The following is a 26,698-nucleotide window of genomic DNA, read 5'->3' on the forward strand; positions in this document are numbered from 1 at the left end:
CTCTGTATCTGTGGACGACCCGGCGTGTCGTCCACAGGTCGCAGGTCGGTGTTCGCGCGCAGTGACGGCTCGCCGGGACAGTTCCGGTATGACCTCGAACGAGCACGTCACCCTGACCGTACGCGACCCGGCCGATCTCATCGCGGCGGTCCCGTACCTGATCGGGTTCCACCCCGCCGACAGCATCGTGGTGGTCGGCCTGCGTGGTGCCTCCGTCGCCTTCGCCGCCCGCACCGACCTGCCCGCTCCGGCGACCTCCGTGGACGCGCAGGCCGCGCTGGCCGCCCAGGTGACCGAGATCGTCGACCGCCAGCGGATCGACGCCGCGGTCGTCGTCGGCTACGGGCCGGCCGAGACCGTCACGCCGGCCCTGGACCAGACCACGATCGGGTTGCAGCGGCTGAGCATCCCGCTGCTCGACGCGCTACGGGTCACCGGTGACCGGTACTGGTCCTACTACTGCCACGACGTGACGTGCTGCCCGCTCGACGGCCGGCGCATCGATTCCACGGTCAATCCGTTGGCGGTCGCCGCCACCGTCGCCGGCCAGGTCGCGCTGCCCGACCGGGCCGCGCTGCAACGCCAGGTCGAGCCGGTGACCGGCACCGCCCGCGAGTCCATGCGGGACGCCGCCGGGCGTGCCCGCGCCCGCTACGCGGACCTGATCGCGCAGGCCCCGACCAGTGACCTGCTCGGCTCCCGTACGTTGCGCCGTGCTGGCGAGACCACGGTCCGCCGGCTGCTGGACGGCCAGCGTCGCGGTGTCGCGCCGACCGACGACGACGTGGCCTGGCTCGTGGTGCTGCTGACCGACCTGGCGGTGCGGGACTTCGCCTGGGAACAGATCACCGACGATCAGTGGCAGGTCACGTTCTGGCAGGACGTCCTGCGTCGGGCCGAGCCCGAGCAGGTCGCCGCCCCGGCCAGCCTGCTCGCGTTCGCCGCCTGGCGGGCCGGCAACGGCGCGTTGGCCCGGGTGTCGCTCGACCGGGTGCTCGCCGAGCAGCCGGACTACTCGATGGCCCGGCTGATGGACGACGTGCTGACCCGTGGGATCCCGCCGGCGGCCCTCGGTGACTGGCCCAAGCCCTCAGCGGGTCGCCCGCCGGAGTCCGGTCGCCGTTCCGGTGGGTCGGCTCGTGGACCCGGCGGCGACGCGGCCCGGCGCCGCCCCGGCGGCGAAGCCCGCGACCGGGCCCGGCCTGCCCGCCAGGCCCGGCACCGGATCCGCCCCGGTGGACGCCGCCGGCCGTGATGCCGGCGGTGTCGCCCCGATGCCGCACGCGACAGTCCTAGCCGCTGAACCGTTCTGCCCCGGCGTACACATTCATCGTCGTTCCCCGCAGGAAGCCGACCAGCGTCATCCCGGCTTCCTCGGCGAGCGCCACGGCGAGGCTGCTCGGTGCGGAGATCGCGGCCAGCACGGGAATGCCGGCCATCCAGGCCTTCTGGGTGAGCTCGAAGCTGGCCCGGCCGGAGACCAACAGGACGTGTCCACGCAGCGGCAGCAGTTCTTCCCGGGCCGCCCAGCCGATCAACTTGTCGACCGCGTTGTGCCGGCCGACGTCCTCGCGGACCGTGCGTAGCTGTCCGTCGGAGGTGAACAGCCCGGCGGCGTGCAGCCCGCCGCTGCGGTCAAAGCCGCGCTGGGCGGCGCGCAGCCGCTCCGGTAGGGCGGTCAGCACCTCGGGGGTGAGTGTGGTCTGATCGGCGGTGACGTCGAAGCGCGAACGGGTCCGGACCGCGTCGATGCTCGCCTTGCCGCATACCCCGCACGAACTGGTGGTGTAGAAGCTGCGGGCGGGGTCGGTCTCCGGCGGTGGTACGTGTCCAGCGAGCGTGACGTCCACCACGTTGTAGGTGTTCGGGGTGTCGGTGCCGGCGCACAACTGGGCGGTGACCACGTCGCCCACCGACCCGATCACTCCCTCGGTCAGCAGGAAACCGATCGCGAGATCGATGTCGTGTCCGGGCGTCCGCATGGTGACGGCCAGCGGGCGCCGCCGCGCCGGGCCGGCCGGACCGACCCGGATCTCCAGCGGCTCCTCCCCGGCGATCGTGTCCATCCGGCGCACCCGGCGGCCCTGCCCGCCATCGCTGCCGGCACCCCGAGTGCCGACCTCGATCCGCAGCACCGTCCGGCGTTCACTCGCCCTGCCCATGTCACCCATCCTGCCTTGCCAAGCGCACCTCGAAGGCATCCGCGGGGTCCGGGACCAGCGCACAGACGCGGCATCGCTGACCCTCGCGGGCACCCCTGGCGGCGCTGAACGGCTGTCCAGGGATACCGTCGGAGCCGTGGCGGGATTCGGCGCGGTGGTACTGGCCGGCGGTGCGGCGCACCGGATGGGCGGGGTGGACAAACCGGGTGCACCGGTGGGTGGAGTGGCCATGCGGGACCGGGTGCTGGCGGCCGTCACGCACGCCGCTCCACGGATCGTCGTCGGCCCACTGCCCTACCCGCCGCCGGGTGTGCTGGTGGTACGCGAACAGCCACCCGGTGCCGGCCCGGTGGCCGCGACGGCGGCCGGCCTCGCCGCCGTCGAGCCCGCCGTCGACTCCGCCGTCGGTCCGGGCGCCGGGTCCGCGCCCGAGCTGGTCGCGTTACTCGCCGCCGACCTGCCGCTGCTCACCGCCCGCGCCGTCGACCAGCTGATCAGGACGGTACGACAGCAGCCGGTCGACGGGGCGCTCTACGTCGACGACACCGGCCGGCGGCAGCTGCTCTGCGGTGTGTGGCGGACGGCTCGGTTACGCGACGCGATCACCCGACTCGCCGCGCAGCGGGTCGGCGACGTGACCGGAGCATCGATGCGATCTTTGCTGTGCGGTCTCGACGTCGCCGAGGTGACCTGGCGCGACGACGGCCCGCCACCGTGGTTCGATTGCGACACCGAGCAGGACGTCCGGCGAGCCGAGGAGTGGTCACGATGAGCGACACGATGCGGCACTGGGTGGCGTCGGCCAGCGCCGAACTCGGGCTCGGCCCCGACGACGTACCGGTGCCGGTGGTACTGGACCTGGCCCGCGACGTGGCGCACAACGTGCTGCGGCCCGGGGCGCCGGTCACCGCGTACCTGTTGGGGCTGGCTGTCGGCCGGGGTGCCGACCCGGCGCAGGCCGCCGCCCGGCTGGCCGCGCTCGCCCGCACCTGGACCGAGCCGGTCCAGTGATCGGTGATCGGTGACCGCTAGGCCGGGGTGGCTGGTTCGAGCCGGATGATGATCTGCTTCGACGTCGGCGTGTTCGAGCCGCTGGCGGTCGAGTCCAGCGGGACCAGCACGTTCGCCTCCGGGAAGTACGCTGCGGCGCAGCCTCGGGCCGTGGGGTAGGCGACCGTCCGGAAGCCGGCCGCCCGCCGCTGTGCCTGGTCGGACCATTCCGACACGAGGTCGACCAGGTCACCGTCGGCGAAGCCGAGCGCGGCCAGATCGTCCGGGTGCACGAAGACCACCCGGCGCCCGCCCCGTACCCCGCGATAGCGGTCGTCCAAGCCGTAGATGGTGGTGTTGTACTGGTCGTGGCTGCGCATCGTCTGCAGCAGCAGCCGGCCCGGCGGCACCTCGATCACCGACAACGGGCTGACCGTGAACGCAGCCCTGCCCGACGGGGTGGCGAAGGCGCGCCGGTCGCGCGGCGGGTGCGGCAAAACGAAGCCGTCCGGCTCACCGACCCGCCGTTCGAAGTCGACGAAGCCGGGCACCACGTCGGCGATCACCGCCCGGATCGATCGGTAGTCCGCCTGGTACACCTCCCACGGCACCGGCGAATCGGGCAGCGTCGCCCGGGCCAGCCGGGCCACGATCGCCACCTCGGACAACAGCTCGGCAGCGGCGGGCACCAGCCGGCCCCGGGAGGCGTGCACCGCCGACATCGAGTCCTCGACCGTGACGAACTGCTCTCCGCCGGCCTGCCGGTCACGCTCGGTGCGGCCCAGGCAGGGCAGGATCAGCGAGGTCCGACCGGGCACCACGTGTGAGCGGTTCAGTTTGGTCGACACGTGCACGGTCAGGGCGCACGAGCGCAGCGCCGCCTCGGTCACCGTGGTGTCCGGGCTCGCGGCGGCGAAGTTCCCGCCGAGTGCCATGAACACCCGTACGTCGCCGTCGCGCATCGCTCGGATGGTGCCGACCGTGTCCAACCCGGTGTGCGCCGGCAGGTCGACGCCGAGCCGTCGGCCGAGCGCCGGCATCCAGGCCGGCGGCTCGTGCCAGATGCCCATGGTCCGGTCGCCCTGCACGTTCGAGTGCCCGCGCACCGGGCACAGCCCGGCACCCGGCTTGCCGATCATGCCGCGCAGCAGCTGTACGTTGACGATCTCGCGGATCGCGTCGACCGAGTCCTGCCGCTGCGTGAGCCCCATCGCCCAGCAGACGATGGTCGCGTCGGACTCGGCGAACAGTCGGGCCACCTCGGTGATCTGCGCCCGGTCCAGCCCGGTGGCGGCGTCCACCACCGACCAGTCCAACTCGGCGCGGGCGGCGCGGTAGTCGGGGTAGCCAATGGTGTGTCCGGCGACGAAATCGGCGTCGACCGCGTCCCGCTCGACCAGCAGCGCACCGATCGCCTGGAACAGTGCCAGGTCGCCGCCGATGCGGATCTGCAGGAAGTGGTCGGCCAGCGCGGTGCCGGCACCGACCAGTCCGCCGGCGCGCTGCGGGTTGCGGAAACGCAGCAGCCCCGCTTCGGGCAGCGGGTTGACCGCGACGATCGTGGCGCCGCCGCGCTTGGCCGCCTCCAGGGCCGACAGCATGCGGGGGTGGTTGGTGCCCGGGTTCTGCCCGACCACCACGATCAGCTTCGCCCGGTGCAGGTCGGCCAGAGTGACCGAGCCCTTGCCGATGCCGATGGTGCTGAACAGGGCCAACCCGGACGACTCATGGCACATGTTGGAGCAGTCCGGCAGGTTGTTGGTGCCGAGCGAGCGGGCGAACAGCTGGTAGAGGAACGCCGCCTCGTTGGAGGTGCGCCCGGAGGTGTAGAACGCGGCTCGATCCGGCGAGTCGAGCGTGTGCAGCTCGGCGGCGACCAGCCGGACCGCGTCGTCCCAGCTGATCGGGGCGTAGTGGTCGGTGTCGGGCCGGCGTACCACCGGGACGGTCAGCCGGCCCTGCTGGCCGAGCCAGTGGTCCGATCGGGTGGCCAGTTCGCTGATCGGATGCCGGGCGAAGAACTCGGGTGTGACCCGGCGCAGCGTCGCCTCTTCGGCGACCGCCTTGGCGCCGTTCTCGCAGAACTCGGCGTGTGAGCGCCGTTCGGCGGCCGGTTCCGGCCAGGCGCAACCGGGGCAGTCGAAGCCACCGGCCTGGTTGACCCGCAGCAGGGTCAGCGCGGTGCGCCGTACCCCCATCTGGGCGACGCCGGCCCGCAGCGCGTGGGTGACACCCGGCAGCCCGGCCGAGGTGGTCGCCGGGTCGCCGATCCGTAGGTCGCGGTCGCCGGTGTCGTCGCGGGGGGCGGGACGGGCCATGCCGTGACAATCTCACATGTTGCGCTTTGCGTCGATCCGGCAAATGTCGTAACAGCAGGTCAGCAGTGGTACGTGCCAGCCCGCCGACGTGCTGGCGGCTATCCGACCGTGACCGGGGCTAGCCGGTGTGGTAGTCGACGTAGGTAGGGTGTGCGCACAGCGTGCTAGGGCTGATCATGGTGGGGGAGCAGGTGCCGGCATCAGGAGACCAGGCGACCGGGAATCAACCATCGGCGCGCGAGCCGCTCCTGCTCGACGAGCCGAGCACCGCCGACCTGCGGGAGAAGGTGACTCAGGCGTGGCGCGACTTCGCCGCCTCGGTGGCCGCGACGCTGCCCACTCTGCCGGCCGGCGCGCAGGTCGTGCTCACCCTGGATCCGACCGCGTCCGGCACCGGCGACGCGATCTACTCGGTGAGCCTGCGGATCGGGCTGCAGGACCGGCTGAGCGCGTCGGCGGTCAGCAACGCGGCCCTGCCGGCGGCCTACCGGATGGACCGCACCGCGGTGGCCGATCTGGTCGCGCTCGGTTGGTCGCCACCGGGAGTGGTGCAGGGCTCCGGTGACAACTTCGGCCTGGCCACCACCGTCACCGAGGCGAACCAGCTGGCGTCGATCATCACCCGGACCCTGCGCGACGTCTACGGCGCCCCGCATCCGGCGTTCCTGGTCTACTCGGTGCGCGATGACAACGACGCATCGGTCGATGTCGAGCCGTTCGGCACCGCCCGGCCGGAATCGTCCCTCGACGGCGATTTCAACCTGCCGGCCGACGACCCGCTCTCCGACGGCGCCGACGGCGCCGCCGACGACGACGACATGCTTCCGCTCGACGAGCAGGTCCGCACCGTGGTCGCCACGATGATGCGCAGCACACCGGAGCACCTGCACGTGGACGCGGACGGCGACATCGGCATCCGGGCCGGCTCGGCGATGGTGTTCGTCCGGATCCGGGAGAACCCGCCGCTGGTCGACGTCTTCTCCCCGGTGCTCACCGAGATCGAGCCGACCGAGCAGCTCTACGTGAAACTCTCCGAGTTGACCAACCGGATGCCGATCGGCCGGCTCTACTGCACCAACGACACGGTCTGGGCGTCCGTCCCGGTTTTCGGCCGCAACTTCCAGCCGACTCACTTGATGCTGGCGGTCCAGGTGATGACCGGGCTGGCCGACGAGTTGGACGACCGGTTGCACGGCGAGTTCGGCGGCAAGCGCTTCTTCGGCGATGGCGACAAGCCGTCGCGCGAGACGGGGAGTCACCGGACCGGCATGTATCTGTGATTGTCACCGACCAGGCGTTTCCGATCTGATTCGGCATACCCGGTCGGTCGGCCGGTCAGTCGGCCGGTCAGTCAGCCGGTCAGTCGGTCGGCGTGGCCATCGGCGGTGGCGTGTCGACCAACCGCGACAGCACGATCATGCTGCGGGTCGAGGTGATGAACGGTTCGGCCCGCAGCCGTTCCAGGGCCTGTTCGAGGTGGGCGATGTCGGCGGCTCGCAGATGCACCAGCGCGTCGGCCTCGCCGCTGACCGTGAAGGCACCGATCACTTCCGGATGCCGTCGGGTCGCCGCCGCGATCTGGGCCGGCGTGGTGCGTCCGGTGCAGAACAGCTCGATGAACGCCTCGGTGGTCCAACCCACCGCGGACGGGTCCACCAGCGCGGTGAAGCCGCGGATCACACCGGCCGCGCGCAGCCGGTCGACTCGGCGTTTGACGGCAGGCGCGGAAAGCGACACCCGGGCACCGATGTCCACGTACGACGAACGGGCATCAGCCACCAACGACGCAATGATCCGCTGGTCGATCACGTCAATTTGCAATGTTTGGTCCTTTGAGCGCAACGATCCTGGCTTCTTATTGCGTGACAGCCTACCTACTCTTGGTTTCCGTGACCCAAGCGCGCGCTGCCACCGGGCCTTCCAGGGTCTACCTGATGTGTCCGCCGGAGCACTACACCGTGACGTACGCGATCAATCCGTGGATGAACCCGCAGGTCCCGGTCGACACCGAACTCGCTGTCAAGCAGTGGGAGCGGCTGCGCGAGACGCTTGGCGGGCTGGGCCACCAGGTACATCTGCTGCCGGCCCGGTCCGGCCTGCCCGACATGGTGTACGCCGCCAACGGCGCCTTCTCGGTGGACGCGACGGTGTACGGAGCCAGGTTCACCCACGCGCAGCGGGCCGCGGAGGCCGATGCACACCGTGATTTCTACCGGGAGCTCGGGTGGCGGTTCGTGCAGCCCACCGAGACGAACGAAGGCGAGGGGGACCTCGCCTACCTGCCGGCGGCGTACGGGGGCACCATCCTCGCCGGCTACGGCTTCCGCACCGATCCGGACGCGCACCGCCGGGTGCAGGAGACACTCGGCCGGCCGGTGGTGTCGCTACGGCTGGTCGACCCGTACCTCTACCACCTGGACACGGCCTTGGCCGTGCTCGACGACGAGAACGTGGCGTACTACCCGGAGGCGTTCTCCCCGGCGTCACAACGGGTGCTGCGCCAGTTGTTCCCGGACGCGCTGCTGGCCAGTCGGGCCGACGCGTTGGAATTCGGGCTGAACCTGGTCAGCGACGGGCGGAACGTGGTGCTCAGCAGCGAGGCGACCGGCATGGCCGGCAAACTGGCCGCCGCCGGCTACCAGCCGATCCTGGTCGAGTTCAGCGAACTGCTCAAGGGCGGCGGCAGCGTGAAGTGCTGCGTCGCCGAGTTGCGCGGCTGAGCGGGCTGCCGCGAGCGTCCCGCCCGAGCGGGCCGCAGCGGCGTGAACCGGTCAGCCCAGCGTGGCCAGCTCGGTGATCAGTACGTTGGACAGCACCGTTCCGTCCCGCAGCACCTCCCGCAGGTACCACTTCTGTTGCGGAGTCCGTGGCTGGTTGAACTGCCACGGGCCGCGCGGGCTGTCGATCTGCCCGATCCGGCCGAGCGCCAGGTTGAGCTCCTGGGCGCTCACCCCCGGATCCGTCGTACGGATCGCCTTGTCGAGCACCTGTGCCGCGTCGTACGAGGCCATGGCGTACGTGGTGGGCGAGGCACCGAACCGCTTGCGGTAGCCGCTGGCGAATCGCAGGTTCGCCGAGTTGTCCAGGTCAGCTGAGTAGTTGAGGGCGGTCACGATTCCGGTCGCCTCATCGCCCAGTTGGTCGACGACCGTGCCCTCGGTCAGGAAACCCGGCCCGTAGATCGGGCCGTCGTAGCCCGTGTCGCGCAACTGGCGGATGAACGCCACCGCCGCGGAGCCGGTGAAATAGCAGTAGACCGCCGCCGGATCCTGGCTGACGACCTCCCCGATCGCCTCGGTGAAGGTGTCTCGGCCGGGATTGGGCGTGGGGTCGGCCCAGATGACCGGGGCCGCGATCCGCTCGTCGCTGGTTCCGAACGCCTCCCGGAAGCCCTGCACCAGGTCGCGGCCTGCCGGCTGGTCGGCCGCGACGATGGCCACCTGGCCGTCGTCCGGGACTTCCCGGGCGAGGTACGCCCCGAGCGCGAGTCCGGGCTCGTCCGAGACGTACGAGGTCCGCCAGATGTAGACCACGCTCTGCAGGTTTCGTGGCGAGGCGTTCGAGCCCACCAGCGGCACCTGCGCCTGCTCCACGGTGTCGCGGATGGCGAGCATCACAGCGGAGTTCGCCACCCCGGTGAGCGCGAGTACCTGCTGTTTGAGCAGTGATTCGACCGCTGCCTGGCCGGATTGTGGGGTTTCTCCCTCGTCCGCGATGACCAGATCGACCGGGCGACCGCCGAAGCGGCGCTCGTTGTTGTCGAGAAAGAGCTGGAATCCGTTGAGCATTTCGTCGCCGATCGGCTTGTAGCCACCGGTCTGCGGCACGATCAGCCCGATACGTACCGGCTCGTCGCTGATCAGCCCGGTTTCCTCTGCGGAGTCGTCGTCGCCCGTGCCGACGCTGCACGCGCTGGCCAGTCCGGTCGCGCCGAGCGCGGCCAGCAGCTTCAGAGCCTGCCGGCGGTCGATGTGGGGCACAGGAGGTCGTCCTCTCGCAAGGGGTGCGACGGGCCAGGTCAACGGTCCACTCGGCGTTCTACCCGCTCGGGGAGCATTCCGTCAATGCCAGGCAGCCAGGTTGGGGGACCGGCGAGCGCTCCGGCGGCCGGCTGCGTCAAGATGGGAGCCATGACCGAGACACCACGCTCCCCGGAAGAGACCGACGAGTCGGCGCGGCCCGCAGGTGCCGGAAGCCGGCCCGGCGCGGTGGTGGTGGTCGGCCCGGACGGCCGTCCGGTCGGCACAGTGGGCACCGGAACCACCGCCGAGGACGACGCCCCCGACTCGGACGACCCGTCGCGCCTGATCGAGCAGCCGGCCAAGGTGATGCGGATCGGCAGCATGATCAAACAATTGCTGGAGGAGGTGCGTGCGGCGCCGCTGGACGAGGCGAGCCGGCAGCGGCTGCGTGAGATTCACCAGCGGTCCATCCTCGAACTCGAGGACGGCCTCGCCCCTGAGCTGCGCGAGGAGTTGGAACGGATCTCGCTGCCCTTCGAAGACGGCACGACACCGAGCGAGAGTGAGTTGCGGGTCGCTCAGGCACAGTTGGTCGGCTGGCTGGAGGGCCTGTTCCACGGGATCCAGGCGGCGCTGATGGCCCAGCAGATGGCGGCCCGGTTGCAGCTTGAGCAGATGCGCGGCGGAGGCCGCCCCGCGTTGCCGGTCGGGCCCGGCGGCATGATTCCCGGCATGCCAGGCCAGCCGGGTCAACCTGGGCAACCGGGAGCGCCTGGCGAAGGCGGCAACCGGACCGGCCAGTACCTCTGACCCGGTACCTCTCTCTGTCCGGCAGGCCCGGCCGCCCGTCGGCGCCGTCAGGCGTCCGCCGACGGACGCGGGTTCTCCTGGTGCGTTGTCACCTCCAGGTACGCCGCCACCCCGTCGTCGGCGTTCGACGCGGTCACCGCGTCGGCAATCTCCCGTACCGCCGGGTGGGCGTTGGCCACCGCGACCGCTCGACCAGCCCAGGTCAGCATCGGTACGTCGTTCGGCATGTCGCCGAACGCGACCACCTCGGCGGCGTCGACACCGAGCCGGGCGCAGAGCCAGGCCAGTCCGGCGGCCTTCGTGACGCCGGCCGCCGAGATCTCGACCAGGCCCGACTTCGACGAGTGGGTGGCCTCGGCGAGGCCGGCCAGGGCGCCGGCCACGATCCGGACGAACACCTCGGAATCATCGTGACCGCTGCGGGCGAGCAGCTTGACCGCTGGTGCGGTGAGTAACTGGTCGGGATCGGTGACCAGCCGCGCCGTCGGGTGGTCGCTGTTCCAGTGCGCCGGCCAGTCGGTGCCGTGCCGCATCAACCGGCCGTCCTCCACCTCGACGGCGAAGACGACATCGGGGACCTCGGCGCGCAGCCGCCGGGCCACCTCGGCCATGATCTCGGGATCCAGTGGGTCGGCACGCAACACGGAATCTGTCTGCGGGTCGTAGACCACCGCTCCGTTGGCGCAGACCGCGGGCACCGGCTCCCGGAGCTGTTCGTAGACGGCGGGCAGCCAGCGTACCGGCCGGCCGGTGACCAGAATCACCTGGCCGCCGCGGTCGGTGAAGCTGGCGAGTGTGGCCGCGGTCCGGGCGCTGAGCGACTTATCGGGTCGCAGCAGTGTCCCGTCGAGGTCGGTGGCGACCAAGCGCGGTTGCACTTCCATCACCGGACAGTAACCGATCGAGATAAATCGCTACGCCATCATCGTCATTACGTAGTGTAACCTCATCGGCGGCCCGGCGGACCGTCGGATGCGCGTTGGACACGGCCACCCGTGCCCACCCGGCCCAGGCGAACATCGGCAGGTCGTTCGGCATGTCTCCGAAGACGAGCACGTCGGCGGGATCGACGCCGAGGGCTTGGGCGACCACCGCCAGTCCGGTCGCCTTGTCCACGTCCGACGGGCTGATCTCGACGAATCCGAGTCCGGCCTGAGTGATCGCGGCCAAGTCCGGCGGGATGATCTGCCGCGCGGCGGCGAGCAGGGCGTCGACGTCGTGCGACGGTGTCCGCGCGAACGCCTTGATCACCTCGCCGGTGAGACACTGCTCGCGGGTCCGCGTCTCGAACCTGTCCGGATACCGCCACTGCGGGTCGAAGTCACCCCACAGCGGCGCCTCGTGCTCATCCGAGGCCTCCACCATCACGATGAGCGGGCCGACCACCGCCTCCAGCCGCTCGATCACCTCGGCGAGCACCTCGCCGGACAACCGCTCGTCACGCAGCACCCGTGGCCCCGCCGGATCGCTCTGATCGACCACCCGTCCCCCGCCGGCCATCACCAGGTAGTCGGCTGCCCGGATGTCGTTGCGGGTCAGTTCGATCAGTCGGGGACCGCGTCCGGTCGCGCCGACCACCGGGATGCCGAGCTCCCGGGCCCGGTCCAGGACCTGGTGCGTGTACGCGGAGACGGTCTCGTCGCTGCGGACCAGTGTGCCGTCGAGGTCCGTCGCGATCAGTTTGGGTAAACCGGGGCGCGGCATGCTGTCCTCCTTGATCCCCGGGTCGGACGGGGCCGCAACCGTACCTCGGGTATCGCGACCAAACCATGACTTTCCTGCTAAGTCACGATGCACACTGCTGGTCAGTCGACTCACCCGGTGGTGACCGGCTCCAGCACGTCGCGGCCGCCAACGTACGGTTGCAGTGCCTTGGGCACCCGTACCGAACCGTCGGACTGCTGGTGGTTCTCCAGGATCGGGATCAGCCACCGCGTCGTCGCCAGCGTGCCGTTGAGTGTCGCCGCCGGTTGGCTACGACCGTCGGCGTCCCGGTAACGGATGTTCAGCCGCCGGGCCTGGAACGTGGTGCAGTTCGAGGTCGAGGTGACTTCCCGGTACCGCCCCTGCGACGGCACCCACGCCTCACAGTCGTACTTGCGGGCCGCGCTCACCCCGAGATCGCCGGCGGCGACGTCGATCACCCGGTACGGCACCTCGACCTTGGCCAGCATCTCCTCTTCCCAGGCGAGCAGCCGCAGGTGCTCGTCGTGGGCCTGCTCGGGCCGGCAGTAGGAGAACATCTCCACCTTGTCGAACTGGTGCACCCGCAGGATGCCGCGTACGTCCCGGCCGTACGATCCGGCTTCCCGTCGGAAGCAGGACGACCAGCCGGCGTAGCGCAGTGGTTCGTCCAGGTTGAGGATTTCGCCCGAGTGATACGCCGCCAGCGGCACCTCGCTGGTGCCGACCAGGTACAGGTCGTCTGCTTCGAGCCGGTAGATCTCACTGGCGTGCTCACCGAGGAAGCCGGTGCCCTCCATCGACTCCGGCTTGACCAGCACCGGTGTGATCGTCGGGGTGAGACCGAATTCGACCGCCTGCGCGATGGCCAGCTGCAGCAGGCCCAGCTGCAGCAGCGCGCCGACTCCGGTGAGGTAGTAGAACCGGCTGCCGGAGACCTTGGCGCCGCGTTCGACGTCGATCGCACCGAGTGCCTCACCGAGCGCGAGGTGGTCGCGGGGGGCGTCGATGGCCGGCCGGTCGCCGACCTCGCGGAGCACCACGAAGTCGTCCTCGCCGCCGGCGGGTGCGCCGGGCTCGATCAGGTTGGGAAAGGCCAGCTGCGCCCGGCGCAGTGCCTGCTCGGCCTCGGCCGCGATGGTTTCGGCCGATTTGACCTCGGCCGACAACTCCTTGGTACGCCGCAGCAGCTCAGCCTTTTCGGACGCAGCCGCTCGCGGGAGTTGCTTGCCCAACTGCTTCTGCTCGGCGCGGACCGCCTCGAACCGTTGCACTGCGGACCGGCGTGTCTCGTCGGCGGCGAGCAGGTCGTCCACCCGGGACTCGGACGCGCCACGAGCCCGCTGGCTGGCACGGAAGACGTCCGGATCGTCACGGAGCAGACGCAGATCTATCACGGTCACCAACCCTACCGGGCGGCGTTTGCGCCTCGCGTGCCAGTTTTCCTGTCAGCGAACCGCTGTCAGCCGGCCGCTGTCAGCCGGCCGCCGGCTGGCGCCGCCCGGGAGTCATCGCCGTGGCGGCTGGTACGGCGTCGTGTCGGTGTCGGTCCGGACGAACGGCGCGGCCGGCCCGACCGTCAGGTTCGCCGGACCGGCTGGCTGCGACCCGGTGGCCGTGGCACTGCGGCTTCCCGGACGTCGCCACGGCAGGTCGGTGCTGTCCGGCGACCCGGCTGCGGTCTCGCCGGCCACTGCGGTCTCGCCGGCCACTGCGGACCCGGCCGCCGCGCCGGGCGTATCCGGCGATCGCGTGGAACGGCTGCTGAGATACAACGCCAGCGCCAAGGCGGCAATACTCACGCCAGCGGCCGCCAGACCGCTGCCGTACCCGGACTCGATGGTCAGCTCTGAGCCGATACCCAGCGACGACCGGGCGACGCCTTCCAAATCCAGCGCGGTGGCGGCGAGCAACACCAGTATGCCGCCACCGAGCGCCAGCCCGGCGACACGCGCGTCTGGGCGTACCCGTGCCGAGCCGAACAACACCAGCGCCATGGCCATGAGCAAGGTCAACAGGCCGAACAGGTAGCCGGCGCCGTACCCGCCGATGTCGGCGACTCCCATGGCGTCCGAGTACGGCCCGCCGCCGGGGATCACCACCTCGGGGATCTCGATGGTCACCCAGTTTCCGGCCAGGGAGGCGGCACCGGCAAGGCCGCCGAGCACCGCCAGCGCGAGGATCAACCTGCGTGCCTGGTCCGGCCCGAGTAGCCGGTGGCTGCCGCTGCGGGTCTGGTCGGCAAACCGGTCGGCGAGCTCGCGTAGGGCGTCCGGCCAGCGGCTGGCCCTGCTCTGCGGATCCGCTGTCGAACCGCCGATTTCGACGACGGCCGCCGACGTGTCGAGTACGGGACCGGCCGTCGACCCGGATGGCGTCGGTTGCGCTGTCGAACCGCCGTCGGTGGGGCCGGTGCCGTCCGGCGGGTTTCCGGCCAGGTCGCCGTCAGTCGAGCTCCGGTCGGTGCCGGGCGAGCTCCGGTCGTTGTCGGGCATCGGGTCCGACCCTCCTCCGTGTCCCTTCCCCTGGCATCGTCGCACCGGGCGGCACGGTGAGCTAGCGTCAAGGCATGCCTATCCGTACCGCATCAGCCCGCTGGCAGGGCAATCTGACCGAGGGTTCCGGGACTATCCGCACTGGTAAGGGCGGTTACGAGGGGAACTATTCATTCCGGTCCCGTTTCGAGGAGGGCGAGGGCACCAATCCCGAGGAGTTGATCGGGGCGGCACATGCCGGGTGCTTCTCGATGGCGTTCTCGAAGGGACTGGCGGATGCCGGTTTCCCCCCGGCTTCGGTACAGACTACTGCGTCGGTGCACCTGGACAAGACCGACGCCGGGATGACCGTCACTCGGATCGATCTGCAGACCGTGGGCGAGGTGCCGGGCATCGATCCGGACACGTTCCTCAAGCTGGCCGAGGCGGCCAAGGCGAACTGCCCGATTTCCCGCCTGCTGTCCCCTGGTGCGGAGATCACCCTGAACGCCAGCCTTTCCGTCTGACCCTCTTCGCCCCCGCTACCCGACGATCTTGGACTCATTGAGGGCATTTGTCTGCTTTGTCGATCGATGAGTCCAAGATCGCGCGGATGGGGCGGTGGGTGGTGCGGCAGAATCGTCCAGGTGCCGGTCGAGATGAGCCGTGAGCGGTTCGAGGATCTCGTCGGAGAAGCCTTGGACGAGGTTCCGGCAGGGCTGCTCCGCCTGATGAGCAACGTGGTGATCCTGGTGGAGGACGAGTCGCCCGACGGCGAGGCGGAGTTGCTCGGCCTCTACGAGGGCCATGCCCTGACGACTCGGGGTTGGGACTACGCGGGCGTCCTGCCCGATCGGATCCTGATCTTCCGTAACCCGATACTGCGCATCTGTGACACCGAGGTCGATGTCGTCGACGAGATCGCGATCACGGTGGTGCACGAGATAGCCCATCATTTCGGCATCGACGACGAACGGCTACACGCCCTCGGCTGGGGATGAGCCAGGAAGGTCCGGCCGGGCGATGACGCGTGCTTGCGCCGGTTACCTACCCTTCGGTCGATCACCGAAGACCAGGAGGAACCCATGCGAAGTGTCCTGTTTTCCGCCGACCATCTGGAGAAGGAGTCGGCCCAGCCCGGCCTCCGCCTGCAGAACTCGAAGATGTTGAAGATCGAGCTCAACGGCGAGGCGATGGCTCGGACCGGGGCGATGGTCGCCTACCAGGGACACGTTCAGTTCCAGGCGCTCGGCGCCGGCGGTCTCGGCAATTTCCTCAAGCAGAAGCTCACCGGTGAAGGCGTCCCGCTGATGAAGCTGACCGGGCAGGGCGACGTGTTCCTCGCCAACGAGGCCGCCGACGTGCACCTGATCGATCTGGAACCGGGCGATGCCCTGTCGATCAACGGGTCCAGTGTGCTGGCCTTCGACTCGACCCTGCAGTACGACATCCGGATGGTCCAGGGGATGGGCTTCGCCTCCTCCGCCGGGCTGTTCAACTGTGTCTTCAGCGGTCAGGGCCGGATCGCGATCACCACCAAGGGCACCCCGGTGGTGCTGAACGTCGACCAGCCGACCTACGTCGACCCGCAAGCGGCGGTGTGCTGGTCCGCCGGGCTGCAGACCGGCTATCACCGGGCCGAACAGCTCGGCATCGGCACCCTGCTCGGGCGGCGAACCGGTGAGGCGTTCACGATGAGCTTCGCCGGGCAGGGATTCGTGATCGTCCAGCCGTCCGAGGAACCGCCGGTCCGTGGTGCCGGACAGATGCAGCACTGATCGGCACGTACATACCGAACGTACGTGCCGATCAACAGCGGCACACCGGCCGGATCAGCCCAGCTCACCGGCCCGGATCCGGGTCAACCAGGCCGCTGCGGTCGCGTAGTCGTCGTCCCGCTGTGTCGTCGGGCCGGGCGTGGGCCCGCCCGGCGCTGCGGGCGGCCAGTCGTGCCGGGCGTACGAGCCGAGAAAGCGCACGTCGGCGCAGACCCGGTGCAGACCGCGTAGCGCTTCGCCGAGCCGGTCGTCGGCGACGTGGCCGGCACAGTCGAGGAAGAAGGCGTACCGCCCGAGCGCCTCGCCGGTCGGGCGGGACTCGATCCGGGTCAGGTTGACCTGACGTACGGCGAGTTCCATCAGTACGGCGAGCAGCGCGCCCACCCGGTCGTGGGCGATGAAGACCGCCAGCGTGGTGATGTCGTCGCCGGTCGGTGGTGGCGGCGGACCGGGGCGTTGCACCAGGACGAACCTGGTCACCGCGTCGGTGTGGTCGGCGATCTTGTCAGCCAGCAGGGTCAGGCCATGGCTGGCGACACCGATCGGCGCGCAGACCGCCGCGTCGAACTCGCCGGCGGCCGTGCCGGCCGCGGCCGCGCCGTTGGACAGCACGTCGACGACGGTGGCGTCCGGCAGCTGGCGGCGCAACCAACCACGACACTGGGTGGATGCCTGCGGGTGGGCTCCGACGCTGCGTACCCGCTCCAGGAGCATGCCGGTCCTGGCCGCCAGTACGAACTCCACCGGCAGGACCACCTCACGGGTGATCATCAGCGGGTCGCCGCCGGTCAACTCGTCGAAGGTGACGCCTACCGCGCCGCCGATCGAGTTCTCCAACGGCACCAGCGCCGCGTCGACGGTGCCGGCCCGTACCGCGTCCAGCGCCTCTCCGACGCTGCGGGCCGGCACCCGCACGCCCTGCTCGGCTGCGGTGATCGTACGTAGCGCCTGCTCAGCGAAGGTGCCTTCGGGTCCGAGATAGGCGAATCGGGTCGGTGCGTGGACGGGCATGCCGGCCAGCCTACGGAGTCACCAGCGGAATCGTCACCGAGTCGCACGCAAGGGTACGGATTCCGGCCGGGGCGTTGACCCGAACCGCGATGGTGCAGACGTTGGTCCCAGCGGTGACCAGCGAGACTGCCGTCGGCGACCCCTCGGTGACCACTTGGAGCGGCTCGCGGTCGGGGACCTGCACCACGGTGTACTGCCAGCTGCCCGCACATCGGGGTGCCATCCGTACGCTGACCTGCGCATTGGCGGGAAGCAGACCGTCCGTGCGGCGCAGCAGCGCGACGATCCGGTCGGCGGTGGGTCGGCCGGCGCAGTCCACGGCAAGGCCCGTCGGGAAGGCGGTGCTGCGAGTCGGGCTGGGCACCGGGTCGGTACCGACGGGCGCGATGGTGATCGGCGGCGCGCTGGTGACCGGTGCGCCGGGATCGGCCGGCACCCGGTCGGTGGTGCCCGGCAGCGCACCTCCGGGGGCTGATTGCCGTAGTTCAGGTGGTTTGCCGCAGCCACCGACCGCGAGAGCGCTGACTGCGAGAGCACTGATCAACAGCAGACCGCACCTAGCCGGCGACTCCCGTCGGATGTCGGTGTGGCGACGCCGGTGCATGGACGGCACCAGCTCATGGTATGCGTTGAGGCACGTCTGCGGTGACCGGTCTCGGTCAACCGGTCGAGGCCGCACAGCCTTACCGGTGGACCCGATGCCCGATGGGTCAGCCGCTGGTGAAGGCGGTCGAGATCGGTGCGAAGAAGGTGAGTGAGCCGACCACCTTCTTGCCGGTCCACACTGGAGTAGCGATTGCGTCTACTGTTCCATCGCCGTGCGCGGCCACGGCGCCGCCGGCGACCCGGAGCAGGCCGCGGGCGAGTCGTCCGGAGGTCAAAGCGAGCAGCGGCGGAATCTTGTCGATTTCTGCCTCGTCGAGTTCGCCGCGCTGGGCGGTGAAGTCGACAAGCCGTAGGCCGTCCAACAGAGGGTGCCCGGCGACCTTGCCCGGCTCGCCGAGGCCGAGCAGCTCACAGCACGAACGGGACGCCGCCGCGATGACCAGTTCCTGGTTGATCACCAGGCAAGGTTCCAGGGCGACCGTGGCGGCATCGGTCCACAACTGGAAGTTGTCCACGTGCAGCGGCTCGATCGGCTCACGGGCCTGCGACACCAACGGTTCCGAGATTGAGAGCTCGACGTGCGCCACCGCGCCTCCCCTGATCCGCTGGACAACCGCAACGCTAACCGGTCCCTGCCTCGTCCGTCGACTGACGGCCAAGGTCGACCTGACGGCCGGGCAGGCCCACCGGCTTGCCGAGTGAGCACGGACACGCGCAGCGGCAATGCTAGGGGTGGCAGCGGACGTAGGCCGCAGGGAGGCTAGCGCCTCAGGCGAGGCTACCGTCGGCTGGTCGGCTTGTCAGCGGCCGAACGGCCGGCGCCGTACCACCGGTAGTCGGCCGCTGAACGGTACGGAGCGTTGAGCCAGGTGCTGGGGTGACGGGCAACCTGGCTCAGCTTGTCGGCGGTCGCCGCGCTGATCCGGCTGCCACCGGCGATGAGCAGCCGGTCCAGCTCCCGGTGCGTGGTGACCATGCACTCCTTGGGCAGGCCGTAGACGCTGATCACCCCGGAACCGACGAAGGTGAGTACCGGAGCGACCGGGATGGTGTGACCGACCGCGGCGGACATCGCCTTGCTCGCCCGCTTCGCGTCCCGTCGTGCTTCGGCTACGTACTGCGGACGCTTGCCGTTGATCTGCACCACGTCGCCAGCGACAAGTACCCGGCTACGTCCATGGTCGACGACGGTCACCGCGAACAGTCCGCTCGGGCCGATCGCGAGAAATCCGGCCCGTTCCCCCCGGCCTGCGGTGTCCAGGCCGAGCGCTTGGTCGGGGGTGTCGGTGCGCGGCCAGACCACGGTGTGCCAGGCCGGCCCGAGGTGTTCGAGGCGGTGCAGGGCACGAGCCCCGGCCGCCTCCATCCGTCGGGCGCCGCGTTCCGCCCGCCGGCGGCGGGCCCACTCCATCGGCGACGGCCGAATGGCCTCCAGCGTGCCGGGGGGAGACTCTTCCAGGGGACGCGCGTCGGGGCGCTGTGGGAGAGCCCGCTGGGCGGGCAGGACACGACGCTCGTGGAAGACAGTCATCACGACCTCCGGCAAAAGGTCCCCTGGGCATGGACTACCACTACCGTACGTGGTGGTCCCGGTACTGAAGCAAGACGCCGAGCCGGAGTGAGTAGGGATGAATGCCCTATTCACCGAAGGACTCTTTCCGCACATGGTGCCAAACGCCTGCCGTAGGCTCCGGCCGTGACGCACTACGTCGACAGTGAGGTCGGCCACCTTCGGACCGTGCTGCTGCACCGGCCGGCGGCTGAACTGGCGCGGCTGACCCCCGGCAACAGCGGCGCTCTGCTCTTCGACGCGATCCCCTGGGTCACCCGGGCGCAGGAAGAGCACGACATCTTCGCGACTGTACTGCGCCAGTACGGCGTCGAGGTGCTCTACTTCGAAGAACTGCTGGCCGAGACGCTCGCCGCACCGTCGGCCCGGGCCGAGGCGGTCCGATCCGTACTCGCCGGTGGCCACCTCGGCGACACCCTGGCCGACCGGGTGTCCGACCAGCTCGGCTACCTCGACCCGGCGGCACTGGCGCGGGTGCTCGTCGCCGGTGTCGCCCGCAGCGAGCTCCGACCCGACGGCGCTCGTCCGCCGAGCCTGGTGTTCACGCTGTTGAGTCCGACCGACTTCGTCATTCAACCGTTGCCCAACCTACTGTTCACCAGGGACTCGTCGGTGTGGATCCGGGACCGGGTCGCGGTGACCAGCCCAGCCATGCCGGCCCGCCGCCGGGAGAGCCAGTTGGCCGACCTGATCTACCGGCACCATCCACGGTTCGCCGGCACCGAGCTCATCTACCGGCCCTCGCAGGAGCGTCTCGAAGGTGGTGACGTGTTGCTGCTGGCGCCCGGCGTGATCGCGATCGGGGTCGGCGAACGGACCACCCCGGCCGGCGTGGAGCGGCTGGCCCGGCAGGTTCTCACGGCTGGTCTGGCGCACACCATCCTGGTGGTGCCGATCGCCCAGCGTCGAGCCACCATGCACCTGGACACCGTTTGCACCCTCGTGGACGTCGACGCCGTCCTCATGTACCCCCCGATAGCCGAGGCGTTGGTCGCGTACACGGTGATCCACAACGCCGCCGGCGAGCTCCGGGTCGACGGACCGGCCCCGTTTCTCCACGCGGCCGCTGACGCGATGGATCTGAATCGGCTCCGGTTGGTCGGCACCGGCCTCGATCCGGTGACCGCCGAACGGGAGCAGTGGGACGACGGCAACAACACTCTGGCCCTGGCACCCGGGGTGTGTGTCGCTTACGAGCGCAACACCGCGACCAACGCGGAGCTGAGCCGGGCCGGCATCGAGGTGATCACGATCCCCGGTGCCGAACTGGGCTCCGGACGGGGCGGACCGCGCTGCATGTCCGCGCCGCTGGTGCGGGACGGCTCGCCGGAGGTCCGCGTCGCTGGTGCGCAACGGCCACCGGGCCGCGTCGGCGGCGGGCGCGGCGCGGCGGGGCCCAGCGCTGGCCTAGCGCAGGGTGAGTTGACGACCCAGTAGTCCCTGCCGGGCTCGGCGGGCCGCCCCGTCGAGCGGACCGGCACTGGTCAACGCCTCCGCGTAGCGCTTGGCGAAATCTGCCAGCGGCCTTTCCCACTCGTCGGCTCCCGGCCCGGCCGGCAGGTCCCAGACCGGGACAAGCAGGCCATGCGCCCGAAACATTCCGGCGAACCGGGTCTGGGGGCCCAGCGGGAGATCCCCGGACGCGCCCAGCACGGCCAGCGCGTCCAGCGCACGGTCCTCCTCCTCGGGCACCACCCACCGTACGTGCGCCCGGTCACCGACCCGACACCAGTACGCGGCCGGTGCCGAAGCCATCCGGCTGGTCGGATAGATCGACGCGTCGGCCCGCTCCAGCGACGCCTGCACCGCCGGGTCGGCGGCGGCCTCGCCGGCCACCCAGAACCCGAAGCTGTCGTGCAGGGTCACCGCCAACGTGCCTGCGGCCAGTACGTCCTGCAGCCGCGGGCCAGGTCCGGGCAGGGCAGGCACGGACACCGGGCCACCGGGTTCGGTGTCCAGCGCGGCGAGCAAGGCCGCCGCCAGATCCCGTGAGACGTCCCCGGACTGTGCGTGCCGCTGCATACCGATCATGATCTGGTTGTCGGCGCGAACGATCGCCGGCACCGCCATCGGCAGCACCGTGGCCAGAGTCACCTGCCGGTCGCCGTAACGCTCCGCGAGTCCGGCGGCGAGAGCCAACGGCGCGGTGGCGGCCGGCACCAACTCACGCAACGCCACCCAGTCGGCCTCGTCGGCGAGGCCTGCGAACGGCCGGGGCACGAAGATGTCACGGACCTTCTCCCGCTTGCCGCCGCCCACGGACCGCTGCTGCTTCCGGCGCTTGCTCACGGGGAGCAAGCCTAGAGGATCGCGTACGACGCTGAACTCACCCCGGGCCCTGCGGGGCACCGAGTTCGGCCCACACGGACCGTCCGGAACCGGTGTCGGCGACCCCCCACCGCTGGCACAGAACCGCGACGATGCCCAGTCCGCGACCGTTGAGCGACTCCGGTGTGGTCCTGCGCTGCTGTGGACGCAGGACGGAGCCACCGTCGGTGACCCGAAGTCGTACCGTGCCGCTGCCGGCGGGCAGCGGGACCAGCTGACAGGTGACCCGGATCATGCCGTCGGGCAGTGGCCGGGCATGCCGGACCGCGTTGCCGACCAGCTCGGCGACGACGGTCATCACGTCTGCCAGCAGACCGGCGTCGATCCGGCCGGCGAGCATCGCGGTGAGCTGACGACGAGCCAACCGGGCACCGCGGGCGTGGTGCGGTACCAGGACACTCCACGTCAGTCCCGCCAGTGCCGCAGTCACGCCGCCTCCCTTCACCCGCGGGGCAGCCGCACCTCGGCGACAGTTCCCCCGCCACTGCGTGGTCGCAGAGACACCCAACCGTGCTGGCGTTCCACGATCTGTCGGACCAGGTACAGGCCCAGACCGGCACCGGGATAACGCCGTTGATCCCCGGACTCGCCCTGCCAGAACCGGTCGAACGCCCGTTCCACGTGCTCAGGAAGTACCCCGATGCCGCGATCACTAATCCGGAACAGGACGGTGCGTTCGTCGGCCGCGGCCGTCAGCTCGATCCGCGTGCCCGGCGGCGTGTACTTGTCCGCGTTGGTGGCCAGCTCGGTGAGCACGGTCGTCAGGCTGCCACGGTCGCCGAATGCCTTCGGCAGGTCGTCGGGCAGCGTCATGGTCAGCCGCCGACGTAGCTCGGTCGGAAGGACATCGACCGCCGCTCGTAGCGCCTCGACCAGGTCGAACGGGGCTGCCGGGGCGCCGCTGGCCGGGCCGGCGTCGTTCGCGGCCGACAGCAGCCGGTCGACGAGCCGGGCGAGTTCGGTGGCCCGCTGACCCAGCACCCGGGCGGCGGCGCGCCGGTCGGCGTCGCTCAGCGAGTACCAGTGCTCGCTGAGCGTCTCGGCGTATCCCTTGATGACCGTGACCGGTGTTCGTAGCTCGTGGCTGGTCACCGCGATGAACAGATCGACGTCGTGGTCCCGGCGGTGCTGGTCGGTGATGTCGCGGAAGGTGACGACCCGCGATTCCGCGATTCCGGGCAGCTCACCCGAGGCGATCCGCAGCCAACGTCCGTCCGGTAGCTGGTGGTCGACGACCTGGCCCGGAGGTGGGACCGGCAAGGGCACTGGCCGGTCCAGGCGGTCCTCCGCCGAACTGCCGGTGAGCTGCTCGGCAGCGGGGTTCCACAGCCGTACGCGGGAGTCCTTGTCGATGATCGCGAGCCCGTCGGCGAGCGCGGCGACGACCGGCCCGTCGCCGTGTACCGGCAGTCCGGTCTGGCCGCCGTACAGATGGGCGATGCAGGCCGACAGGTAGGTGATGAGGGTGTGGTGTTCCGGCCCTGTCGCGCCGTCCGCATCCCGGTAGTAGGCATGCAGGCTGCCGATGAGCACGCCGCCGAGCTCGGCCCGGGCGAACAGCGCGCGGTGCAGCCCGCGCCCGCCGATCTGGTGGGCCTGCTCGGCGGACAGGGCGCTCACCGGCACCTCGGCGGTGCGGGGACCGGCCAGGATCCGGGCGTTGGTCGGCTCGGACAGATCGATCGGCCGACCGACGGCCCACTCGGCGGCGCCGACGGCGGCGATGATCCGGCCGCCGTGCGGTCCGTACTCGGCGAACGAAGCGCCGTCGGCACCGAGCGCCTGCTGCGCCAGCCGGAGGAGATGGTGCAGCACCGGCAGCCCCGACTCGCCGTTGTTGATCATGTCGAGGACCGCGGTGTGACCAGCGATCAGGCTCGGGTAGTCGGGCTGTTCCGGCATGCTTGTGAGTCTGCCGCGTGCCAACCGATTTGGGCAGTGCCCCGGGCCGGTCGACGCCGGGCCGGTCGGCCGCGGGCGCACGTCCGGCGTGGTCGGCGGCCTACAGCACGCGCGGCGCCTGGTCGGTTTCGCTCACCATCGGGCGGGAACAGGCCGCCCAGTCCTGCATGCCGCCGGTCAGGTTGCGGACGTTGTCCCAGCCATGCTGGTGGAGATACGCCACCACCTGCCCCGACCGGCCGCCGGACCGGCACACGACCACCACGTCGACGTCGGTCGGGATGTCGGTGAGCCGGTGTGGGACGTCCATCATCGGCAGGTGATGGGCACCGGGCGCGTGCCCGGCGGCCCACTCCTCCGGCTCGCGTACGTCGAGCAGGTAGGCATCGGCCGGGACCTCGGCGGCGCCGACGGCGGGGATCGATGGTCCGAACATGGGCACCAGCCTATTGCTGGTCGGCCAGCACGGTGGGGTTGGCGAAGATGAACTCGGCCAGGGTGTCGTTCTTCACGGCCCTGAACATCTCTCGGCTCAACGGGGTGAGCTCCTCGCGGCCCTCGTCGTTGCCGTTGAAGCTGCCGCCGTTGGTGCGAAGCATGACCAGGTCGTTCGCGGCGACACCACGCAGGGTGAAGACGAAATCGGCGATCGGCACCTCGCCGACGTCGAGCACGAACGCCTCGCCGGCGGACTTGATCAGCTCACCCAGCTTGAGTGGGTTGGTGGCGATGCCGTCGGCCATCGCCTTCTTGGCCATCCCCTTGAGCAGCTTCTGCTGGTTCTTCTGCCGGTCGTAGTCGCCGTTGTCCAACCCGTACCGCTGTCGGGAGAAGTCCAGGGCCTCCCAGCCCTGCATCTCGCGACAACCCTTCTTGTGCACCACCTGCTGCTTGTCGCCGCTGACCTTCTCGGCGTCGCTGTTCCACATCGGCTTGCCGTCGACCAGCGTCATGTGGATCGACGGGGTGTCCTCGTCGACGCAGATCGGGATGGTGCCCAGGCTGTCGATGACCGACCGGAAGCCGCTGAAGTTGATGATCGCGGCGCCGTCGAAGCTGATCCCGGTCAGGTTCTTGAGGGTTTCCGCCATCAGCCGGGCACCACCGGAGTGCCCGGCACCGTTCTGCGCGCCGTGGAAGAACGCCTCGGTGGCCTTGGCGGTGCCGCCGCCATAGCCGCTGGCGGGGAACGGCGGGACCGTGACCTCCGTGTCCCGAGGGATGGAGATCAGGTACGCCTGGTCATGGGTGGCGGGGATGTGCAGGATGATGATGGTGTCGGCACGGGTGTCCGACTCCTCCCAGCTGGCCCGGTGGTCGATGCCGAGCAGCAGCATGTCGATCGAGCCTTCGAGGCTGTCACCGCCTTCGGCGTCTGTCTTGCCGGCCACCCCGAGCAGATCCCGCTGCTCGATGTTGCTGGTCGCCTGGTCGATCACCCACTTGCTGCCGACGATCGCGGTTCCGCTGATCATCATCAGCACGGCGCCGAGGATCACCATGGTGCGTGCCCAGCCGGGATCCTTACGTCGGGTCCGTTTTCCGGTGGCTGGGCTCCGGCGACCGGTGCTGACGGATCCTGACCGTCCGCTCGGCCGCCGGCCGGTGCCACCTGGCGCGGCAAGCGGGCTGGCTGACTCGTTCGACGACGAACGTCGGCGGGTCTGAACCGGCATGCCTGCTCCTGAGGGCGTGACAATAGGGCGTGCCCACTGTACGGACCTTCGATGGAAAGTGCGACCCTAGAAAGGTTTCAAATTCGTGTCGGATCGGTTCGGCTACTCGGCGGACATCAAGCAGTATCACTCAGTTGTCGCATCTGGACCGGGCGTGACATTGGCCGCGACCCAGGCGGTCATCTCATCGGCTGCCATGGCCTGATACATCGCCAGTGCCTTCTCCCGGTCGGAAACCACCACCGACTCGCCGTTGATCGTCTCGCTGCCGTTGTGCGGGCTGGTCAGGAACTGCAGGTTCTCCCCGCGCAGCTTCCGGAACTGCAGCGCCATGTCTACCAACGAGAACCCCTCGTCGACGGTCACCGCCTTTGTCGTCGCCTTGAGGAACGAGTTCAGTTTGGCTGGGTTCGACAATGTGCCGGAACTCACAGCCTTGTCCATCAACGCTCGGAGAAACTCCTGCTGATGCCGCATCCGGGCAAAATCGCCGTCCGGGAACTGCTTGCGCTGGCGGATCCAGTCGAGCGCTTCGTCCCCATTCATGTGGTTGACACCCTGGCTGAACTGCCGGTACGGCTTGTGGATCGAAGTCGTGTCCTGCTCAACCATCAGGTCGACACCACCGAGCGCGTCGGTGACCTCGACGAACCCGCCGAAGTCGATCGCCATGACGTGGTCGATCCGTACGTCGGTGAAGCACTCCACGGTGCGGACGGCCAGCGGTATGCCGCCGAAGGCGAACGCCGCGTTGATCTTCGCTCGCTCCCCGGTCTCGCAGGCCGCCGCCGCGTCCGTGGGAATCGGGACGTACAGGTCACGCGGAATGGAAACCAGGTACGCGCGGTCGTGTGAGGACGGGATGTGCATCACGATGATGGTGTCCGCCCGCCACTTGCCAGCCTGGTCCACCGGCGCGTCCGGATCCCGCGAGTCCGTGCCGATCAGCAGGATGTTCAGCGCCCCATCCACCGAGGCGGCCGGCCGGCCCTCGGTGATCGCCGAAAACGGATCGGTGCGGGCGAGGTCGCGGTCCAGCCCGCGCGCGTACGCCCACAGCCCGCCGCCGGCGATCAGCGCCAGCAGGACCAGCGCGACGACGCCCACCAGCGCGATCCGGCCCCAACGCGGCCGCAGTCGGCGCGGCGCACGACCGTACCCCGCGCCCGGGTAGCCGGGCGGTCCGCCGGTCGCGGCACCGGGGACCTGCGCCCGACCGCCGGCTGTGGCACCGGGGACCTGCGCCCGACCGCCGGGCATGGTGCCGGGGACCTGCGCCCGACCGGCACCGTGCGACGGCGGCTGCCCCCGACCTGTCCCTGGGACGCGGCCGGACTGGTTACCGTGCGGGCTGCTGACTGGCATGCACCCAAGCGTACGTACCGAACGCTCGTGCACCATCGATCCGACTCGGGGCAGCGGCCGCGA

27 protein-coding genes and 1 pseudogene are annotated in these 26,698 nt (G+C 70.1%); 10 read left to right on the forward strand and 18 right to left on the reverse strand.

The genetic code is table 11. The features are described 5' to 3' along the window. Positions 1–88: 88 nt before the first annotated feature. A complete protein-coding gene (locus ACN27F_RS19385) occupies positions 89–1,255 on the forward strand; it encodes a DUF4192 domain-containing protein (RefSeq protein ID WP_421435359.1) in 1,167 nt (388 codons plus the stop codon). A gap of 37 nt (positions 1,256–1,292) precedes the next feature. On the opposite strand, the gene fdhD is transcribed toward ACN27F_RS19385, so the two are convergent. Continuing rightward, positions 1,293–2,162: a formate dehydrogenase accessory sulfurtransferase FdhD gene (gene fdhD / locus ACN27F_RS19390; protein ID WP_421435362.1), complete on the reverse strand. Its 870-nt coding sequence runs from the start codon at positions 2,160–2,162 to the stop codon at positions 1,293–1,295. Positions 2,163–2,298: 136 nt separating this feature from the next. Here fdhD and mobA point away from each other — a divergent pair, with 136 nt between their 5' ends. Next, positions 2,299–2,934: a molybdenum cofactor guanylyltransferase gene (gene mobA, locus ACN27F_RS19395; RefSeq protein ID WP_421435364.1), complete on the forward strand. Its 636-nt coding sequence runs from the start codon at positions 2,299–2,301 to the stop codon at positions 2,932–2,934. Next, positions 2,931–3,173, forward strand: a complete 243-nt coding sequence (locus ACN27F_RS19400) for a DUF6457 domain-containing protein (RefSeq protein ID WP_421435367.1) — start codon at positions 2,931–2,933, stop codon at positions 3,171–3,173. Before mobA ends, ACN27F_RS19400 begins: the two co-directional genes overlap by 4 nt. A 17-nt stretch (positions 3,174–3,190) precedes the next feature. Here ACN27F_RS19400 and ACN27F_RS19405 read toward each other — a convergent pair whose 3' ends face one another. Further along, positions 3,191–5,470 carry an FdhF/YdeP family oxidoreductase gene (locus ACN27F_RS19405; RefSeq protein WP_421435368.1) on the reverse strand — a complete coding sequence of 760 codons (2,280 nt, stop codon included), beginning with the start codon at positions 5,468–5,470 and terminating at the stop codon, positions 3,191–3,193. A 176-nt stretch (positions 5,471–5,646) separates the two neighbouring features. Here ACN27F_RS19405 and ACN27F_RS19410 point away from each other — a divergent pair, with 176 nt between their 5' ends. Further along, entirely contained in the window at positions 5,647–6,750 is a 1,104-nt protein-coding gene (locus ACN27F_RS19410) for a T3SS (YopN, CesT) and YbjN peptide-binding chaperone 1 (protein WP_421440322.1), read from the forward strand. A 79-nt stretch (positions 6,751–6,829) separates the two neighbouring features. Here ACN27F_RS19410 and ACN27F_RS19415 read toward each other — a convergent pair whose 3' ends face one another. Then, complete coding sequence (locus ACN27F_RS19415; protein WP_421435371.1) at positions 6,830–7,291, reverse strand: Lrp/AsnC family transcriptional regulator; 462 nt, start codon at positions 7,289–7,291, stop codon at positions 6,830–6,832. 59 nt (positions 7,292–7,350) lie between these two features. On the opposite strand from ACN27F_RS19415, the gene ddaH reads away from it, so the two are divergent. Continuing rightward, the gene (gene ddaH / locus ACN27F_RS19420; RefSeq protein WP_421435373.1) at positions 7,351–8,190 is read left to right on the forward strand and encodes a dimethylargininase; all 840 of its coding nucleotides are present in this window, start codon (positions 7,351–7,353) and stop codon (positions 8,188–8,190) included. A 51-nt stretch (positions 8,191–8,241) separates the two neighbouring features. Here the strand turns inward: ddaH and ACN27F_RS19425 are convergent, their stop codons facing one another. Then, entirely contained in the window at positions 8,242–9,450 is a 1,209-nt protein-coding gene (locus ACN27F_RS19425; protein ID WP_421435376.1) for an ABC transporter substrate-binding protein, read from the reverse strand. Between the two features lie 141 nt (positions 9,451–9,591). Here ACN27F_RS19425 and ACN27F_RS19430 point away from each other — a divergent pair, with 141 nt between their 5' ends. Beyond that, positions 9,592–10,242 (forward strand): bacterial proteasome activator family protein, encoded by a 651-nt coding sequence (locus ACN27F_RS19430; protein WP_421440323.1) that lies wholly within the window; start codon positions 9,592–9,594, stop codon positions 10,240–10,242. Between the two features lie 47 nt (positions 10,243–10,289). Here ACN27F_RS19430 and ACN27F_RS19435 read toward each other — a convergent pair whose 3' ends face one another. The 4 genes and pseudogenes from ACN27F_RS19435 to ACN27F_RS19450 form a co-directional block, all read right to left on the reverse strand. Beyond that, positions 10,290–11,126: an HAD family hydrolase gene (locus ACN27F_RS19435; RefSeq protein ID WP_421435378.1), complete on the reverse strand. Its 837-nt coding sequence runs from the start codon at positions 11,124–11,126 to the stop codon at positions 10,290–10,292. Positions 11,127–11,130: 4 nt separating this feature from the next. After that, positions 11,131–11,946 (reverse strand): annotated as a pseudogene (locus ACN27F_RS19440) (HAD family hydrolase); the annotation flags it as partial. A gap of 110 nt (positions 11,947–12,056) precedes the next feature. Then, entirely contained in the window at positions 12,057–13,322 is a 1,266-nt protein-coding gene (gene serS / locus ACN27F_RS19445; RefSeq protein ID WP_421435380.1) for a serine--tRNA ligase, read from the reverse strand. A gap of 111 nt (positions 13,323–13,433) precedes the next feature. Beyond that, a complete protein-coding gene (locus tag ACN27F_RS19450; protein WP_421435383.1) occupies positions 13,434–14,420 on the reverse strand; it encodes a hypothetical protein in 987 nt (328 codons plus the stop codon). A gap of 74 nt (positions 14,421–14,494) precedes the next feature. Here ACN27F_RS19450 and ACN27F_RS19455 point away from each other — a divergent pair, with 74 nt between their 5' ends. The 3 genes from ACN27F_RS19455 (at position 14,495) to ACN27F_RS19465 (ending at position 16,177) form a co-directional block, all read left to right on the forward strand. Continuing rightward, positions 14,495–14,926: an OsmC family protein gene (locus ACN27F_RS19455; RefSeq protein ID WP_421435385.1), complete on the forward strand. Its 432-nt coding sequence runs from the start codon at positions 14,495–14,497 to the stop codon at positions 14,924–14,926. 132 nt (positions 14,927–15,058) lie between these two features. Continuing rightward, positions 15,059–15,400, forward strand: coding sequence for a metallopeptidase family protein (locus ACN27F_RS19460; RefSeq protein WP_421440324.1), 342 nt, complete (start codon positions 15,059–15,061; stop codon positions 15,398–15,400). A gap of 84 nt (positions 15,401–15,484) precedes the next feature. Then, a complete protein-coding gene (locus tag ACN27F_RS19465; protein WP_421435387.1) occupies positions 15,485–16,177 on the forward strand; it encodes an AIM24 family protein in 693 nt (230 codons plus the stop codon). A gap of 54 nt (positions 16,178–16,231) precedes the next feature. Here ACN27F_RS19465 and pheA read toward each other — a convergent pair whose 3' ends face one another. The 4 genes from pheA to ACN27F_RS19485 form a co-directional block, all read right to left on the reverse strand. Then, the gene (gene pheA, locus ACN27F_RS19470) at positions 16,232–17,188 is read right to left on the reverse strand and encodes a prephenate dehydratase (RefSeq protein WP_421435390.1); all 957 of its coding nucleotides are present in this window, start codon (positions 17,186–17,188) and stop codon (positions 16,232–16,234) included. Between the two features lie 10 nt (positions 17,189–17,198). After that, on the reverse strand, positions 17,199–17,792 hold the full coding sequence (locus ACN27F_RS19475; RefSeq protein WP_421440325.1) for a hypothetical protein: 594 nt from the start codon (positions 17,790–17,792) through the stop codon (positions 17,199–17,201). Positions 17,793–17,898: 106 nt separating this feature from the next. Further along, positions 17,899–18,381 (reverse strand): hypothetical protein, encoded by a 483-nt coding sequence (locus ACN27F_RS19480; RefSeq protein WP_421435393.1) that lies wholly within the window; start codon positions 18,379–18,381, stop codon positions 17,899–17,901. A gap of 191 nt (positions 18,382–18,572) precedes the next feature. Further along, positions 18,573–19,325, reverse strand: a complete 753-nt coding sequence (locus ACN27F_RS19485; RefSeq protein WP_421435396.1) for a hypothetical protein — start codon at positions 19,323–19,325, stop codon at positions 18,573–18,575. Positions 19,326–19,490: 165 nt separating this feature from the next. On the opposite strand from ACN27F_RS19485, the gene ACN27F_RS19490 reads away from it, so the two are divergent. After that, complete coding sequence (locus ACN27F_RS19490) at positions 19,491–20,801, forward strand: arginine deiminase (protein ID WP_421435398.1); 1,311 nt, start codon at positions 19,491–19,493, stop codon at positions 20,799–20,801. On the opposite strand, the gene ACN27F_RS19495 is transcribed toward ACN27F_RS19490, so the two are convergent. From ACN27F_RS19495 to ACN27F_RS19520, 6 genes are all read right to left on the reverse strand, one after another. Further along, positions 20,772–21,653, reverse strand: a complete 882-nt coding sequence (locus tag ACN27F_RS19495; RefSeq protein ID WP_421435400.1) for a DUF5926 family protein — start codon at positions 21,651–21,653, stop codon at positions 20,772–20,774. The two genes, ACN27F_RS19490 and ACN27F_RS19495, sit on opposite strands and share 30 nt — an antisense overlap. Before the next feature lie 37 nt (positions 21,654–21,690). After that, positions 21,691–22,122 (reverse strand): ATP-binding protein, encoded by a 432-nt coding sequence (locus tag ACN27F_RS19500; protein ID WP_421435401.1) that lies wholly within the window; start codon positions 22,120–22,122, stop codon positions 21,691–21,693. Positions 22,123–22,133: 11 nt separating this feature from the next. Beyond that, positions 22,134–23,594 carry a sensor histidine kinase gene (locus ACN27F_RS19505; protein ID WP_421435404.1) on the reverse strand — a complete coding sequence of 487 codons (1,461 nt, stop codon included), beginning with the start codon at positions 23,592–23,594 and terminating at the stop codon, positions 22,134–22,136. Between the two features lie 100 nt (positions 23,595–23,694). After that, entirely contained in the window at positions 23,695–24,030 is a 336-nt protein-coding gene (locus tag ACN27F_RS19510; protein ID WP_421435407.1) for a rhodanese-like domain-containing protein, read from the reverse strand. A gap of 10 nt (positions 24,031–24,040) precedes the next feature. Then, a complete protein-coding gene (locus tag ACN27F_RS19515; protein ID WP_421435409.1) occupies positions 24,041–25,096 on the reverse strand; it encodes an LCP family protein in 1,056 nt (351 codons plus the stop codon). A gap of 300 nt (positions 25,097–25,396) precedes the next feature. Then, positions 25,397–26,635: an LCP family protein gene (locus ACN27F_RS19520; RefSeq protein WP_421435411.1), complete on the reverse strand. Its 1,239-nt coding sequence runs from the start codon at positions 26,633–26,635 to the stop codon at positions 25,397–25,399. Positions 26,636–26,698: the final 63 nt, after the last annotated feature.

Source organism: Solwaraspora sp. WMMB335, assembly GCF_049179075.1.
Classification (GTDB): Bacteria; Actinomycetota; Actinomycetes; order Mycobacteriales; family Micromonosporaceae; genus Micromonospora_E.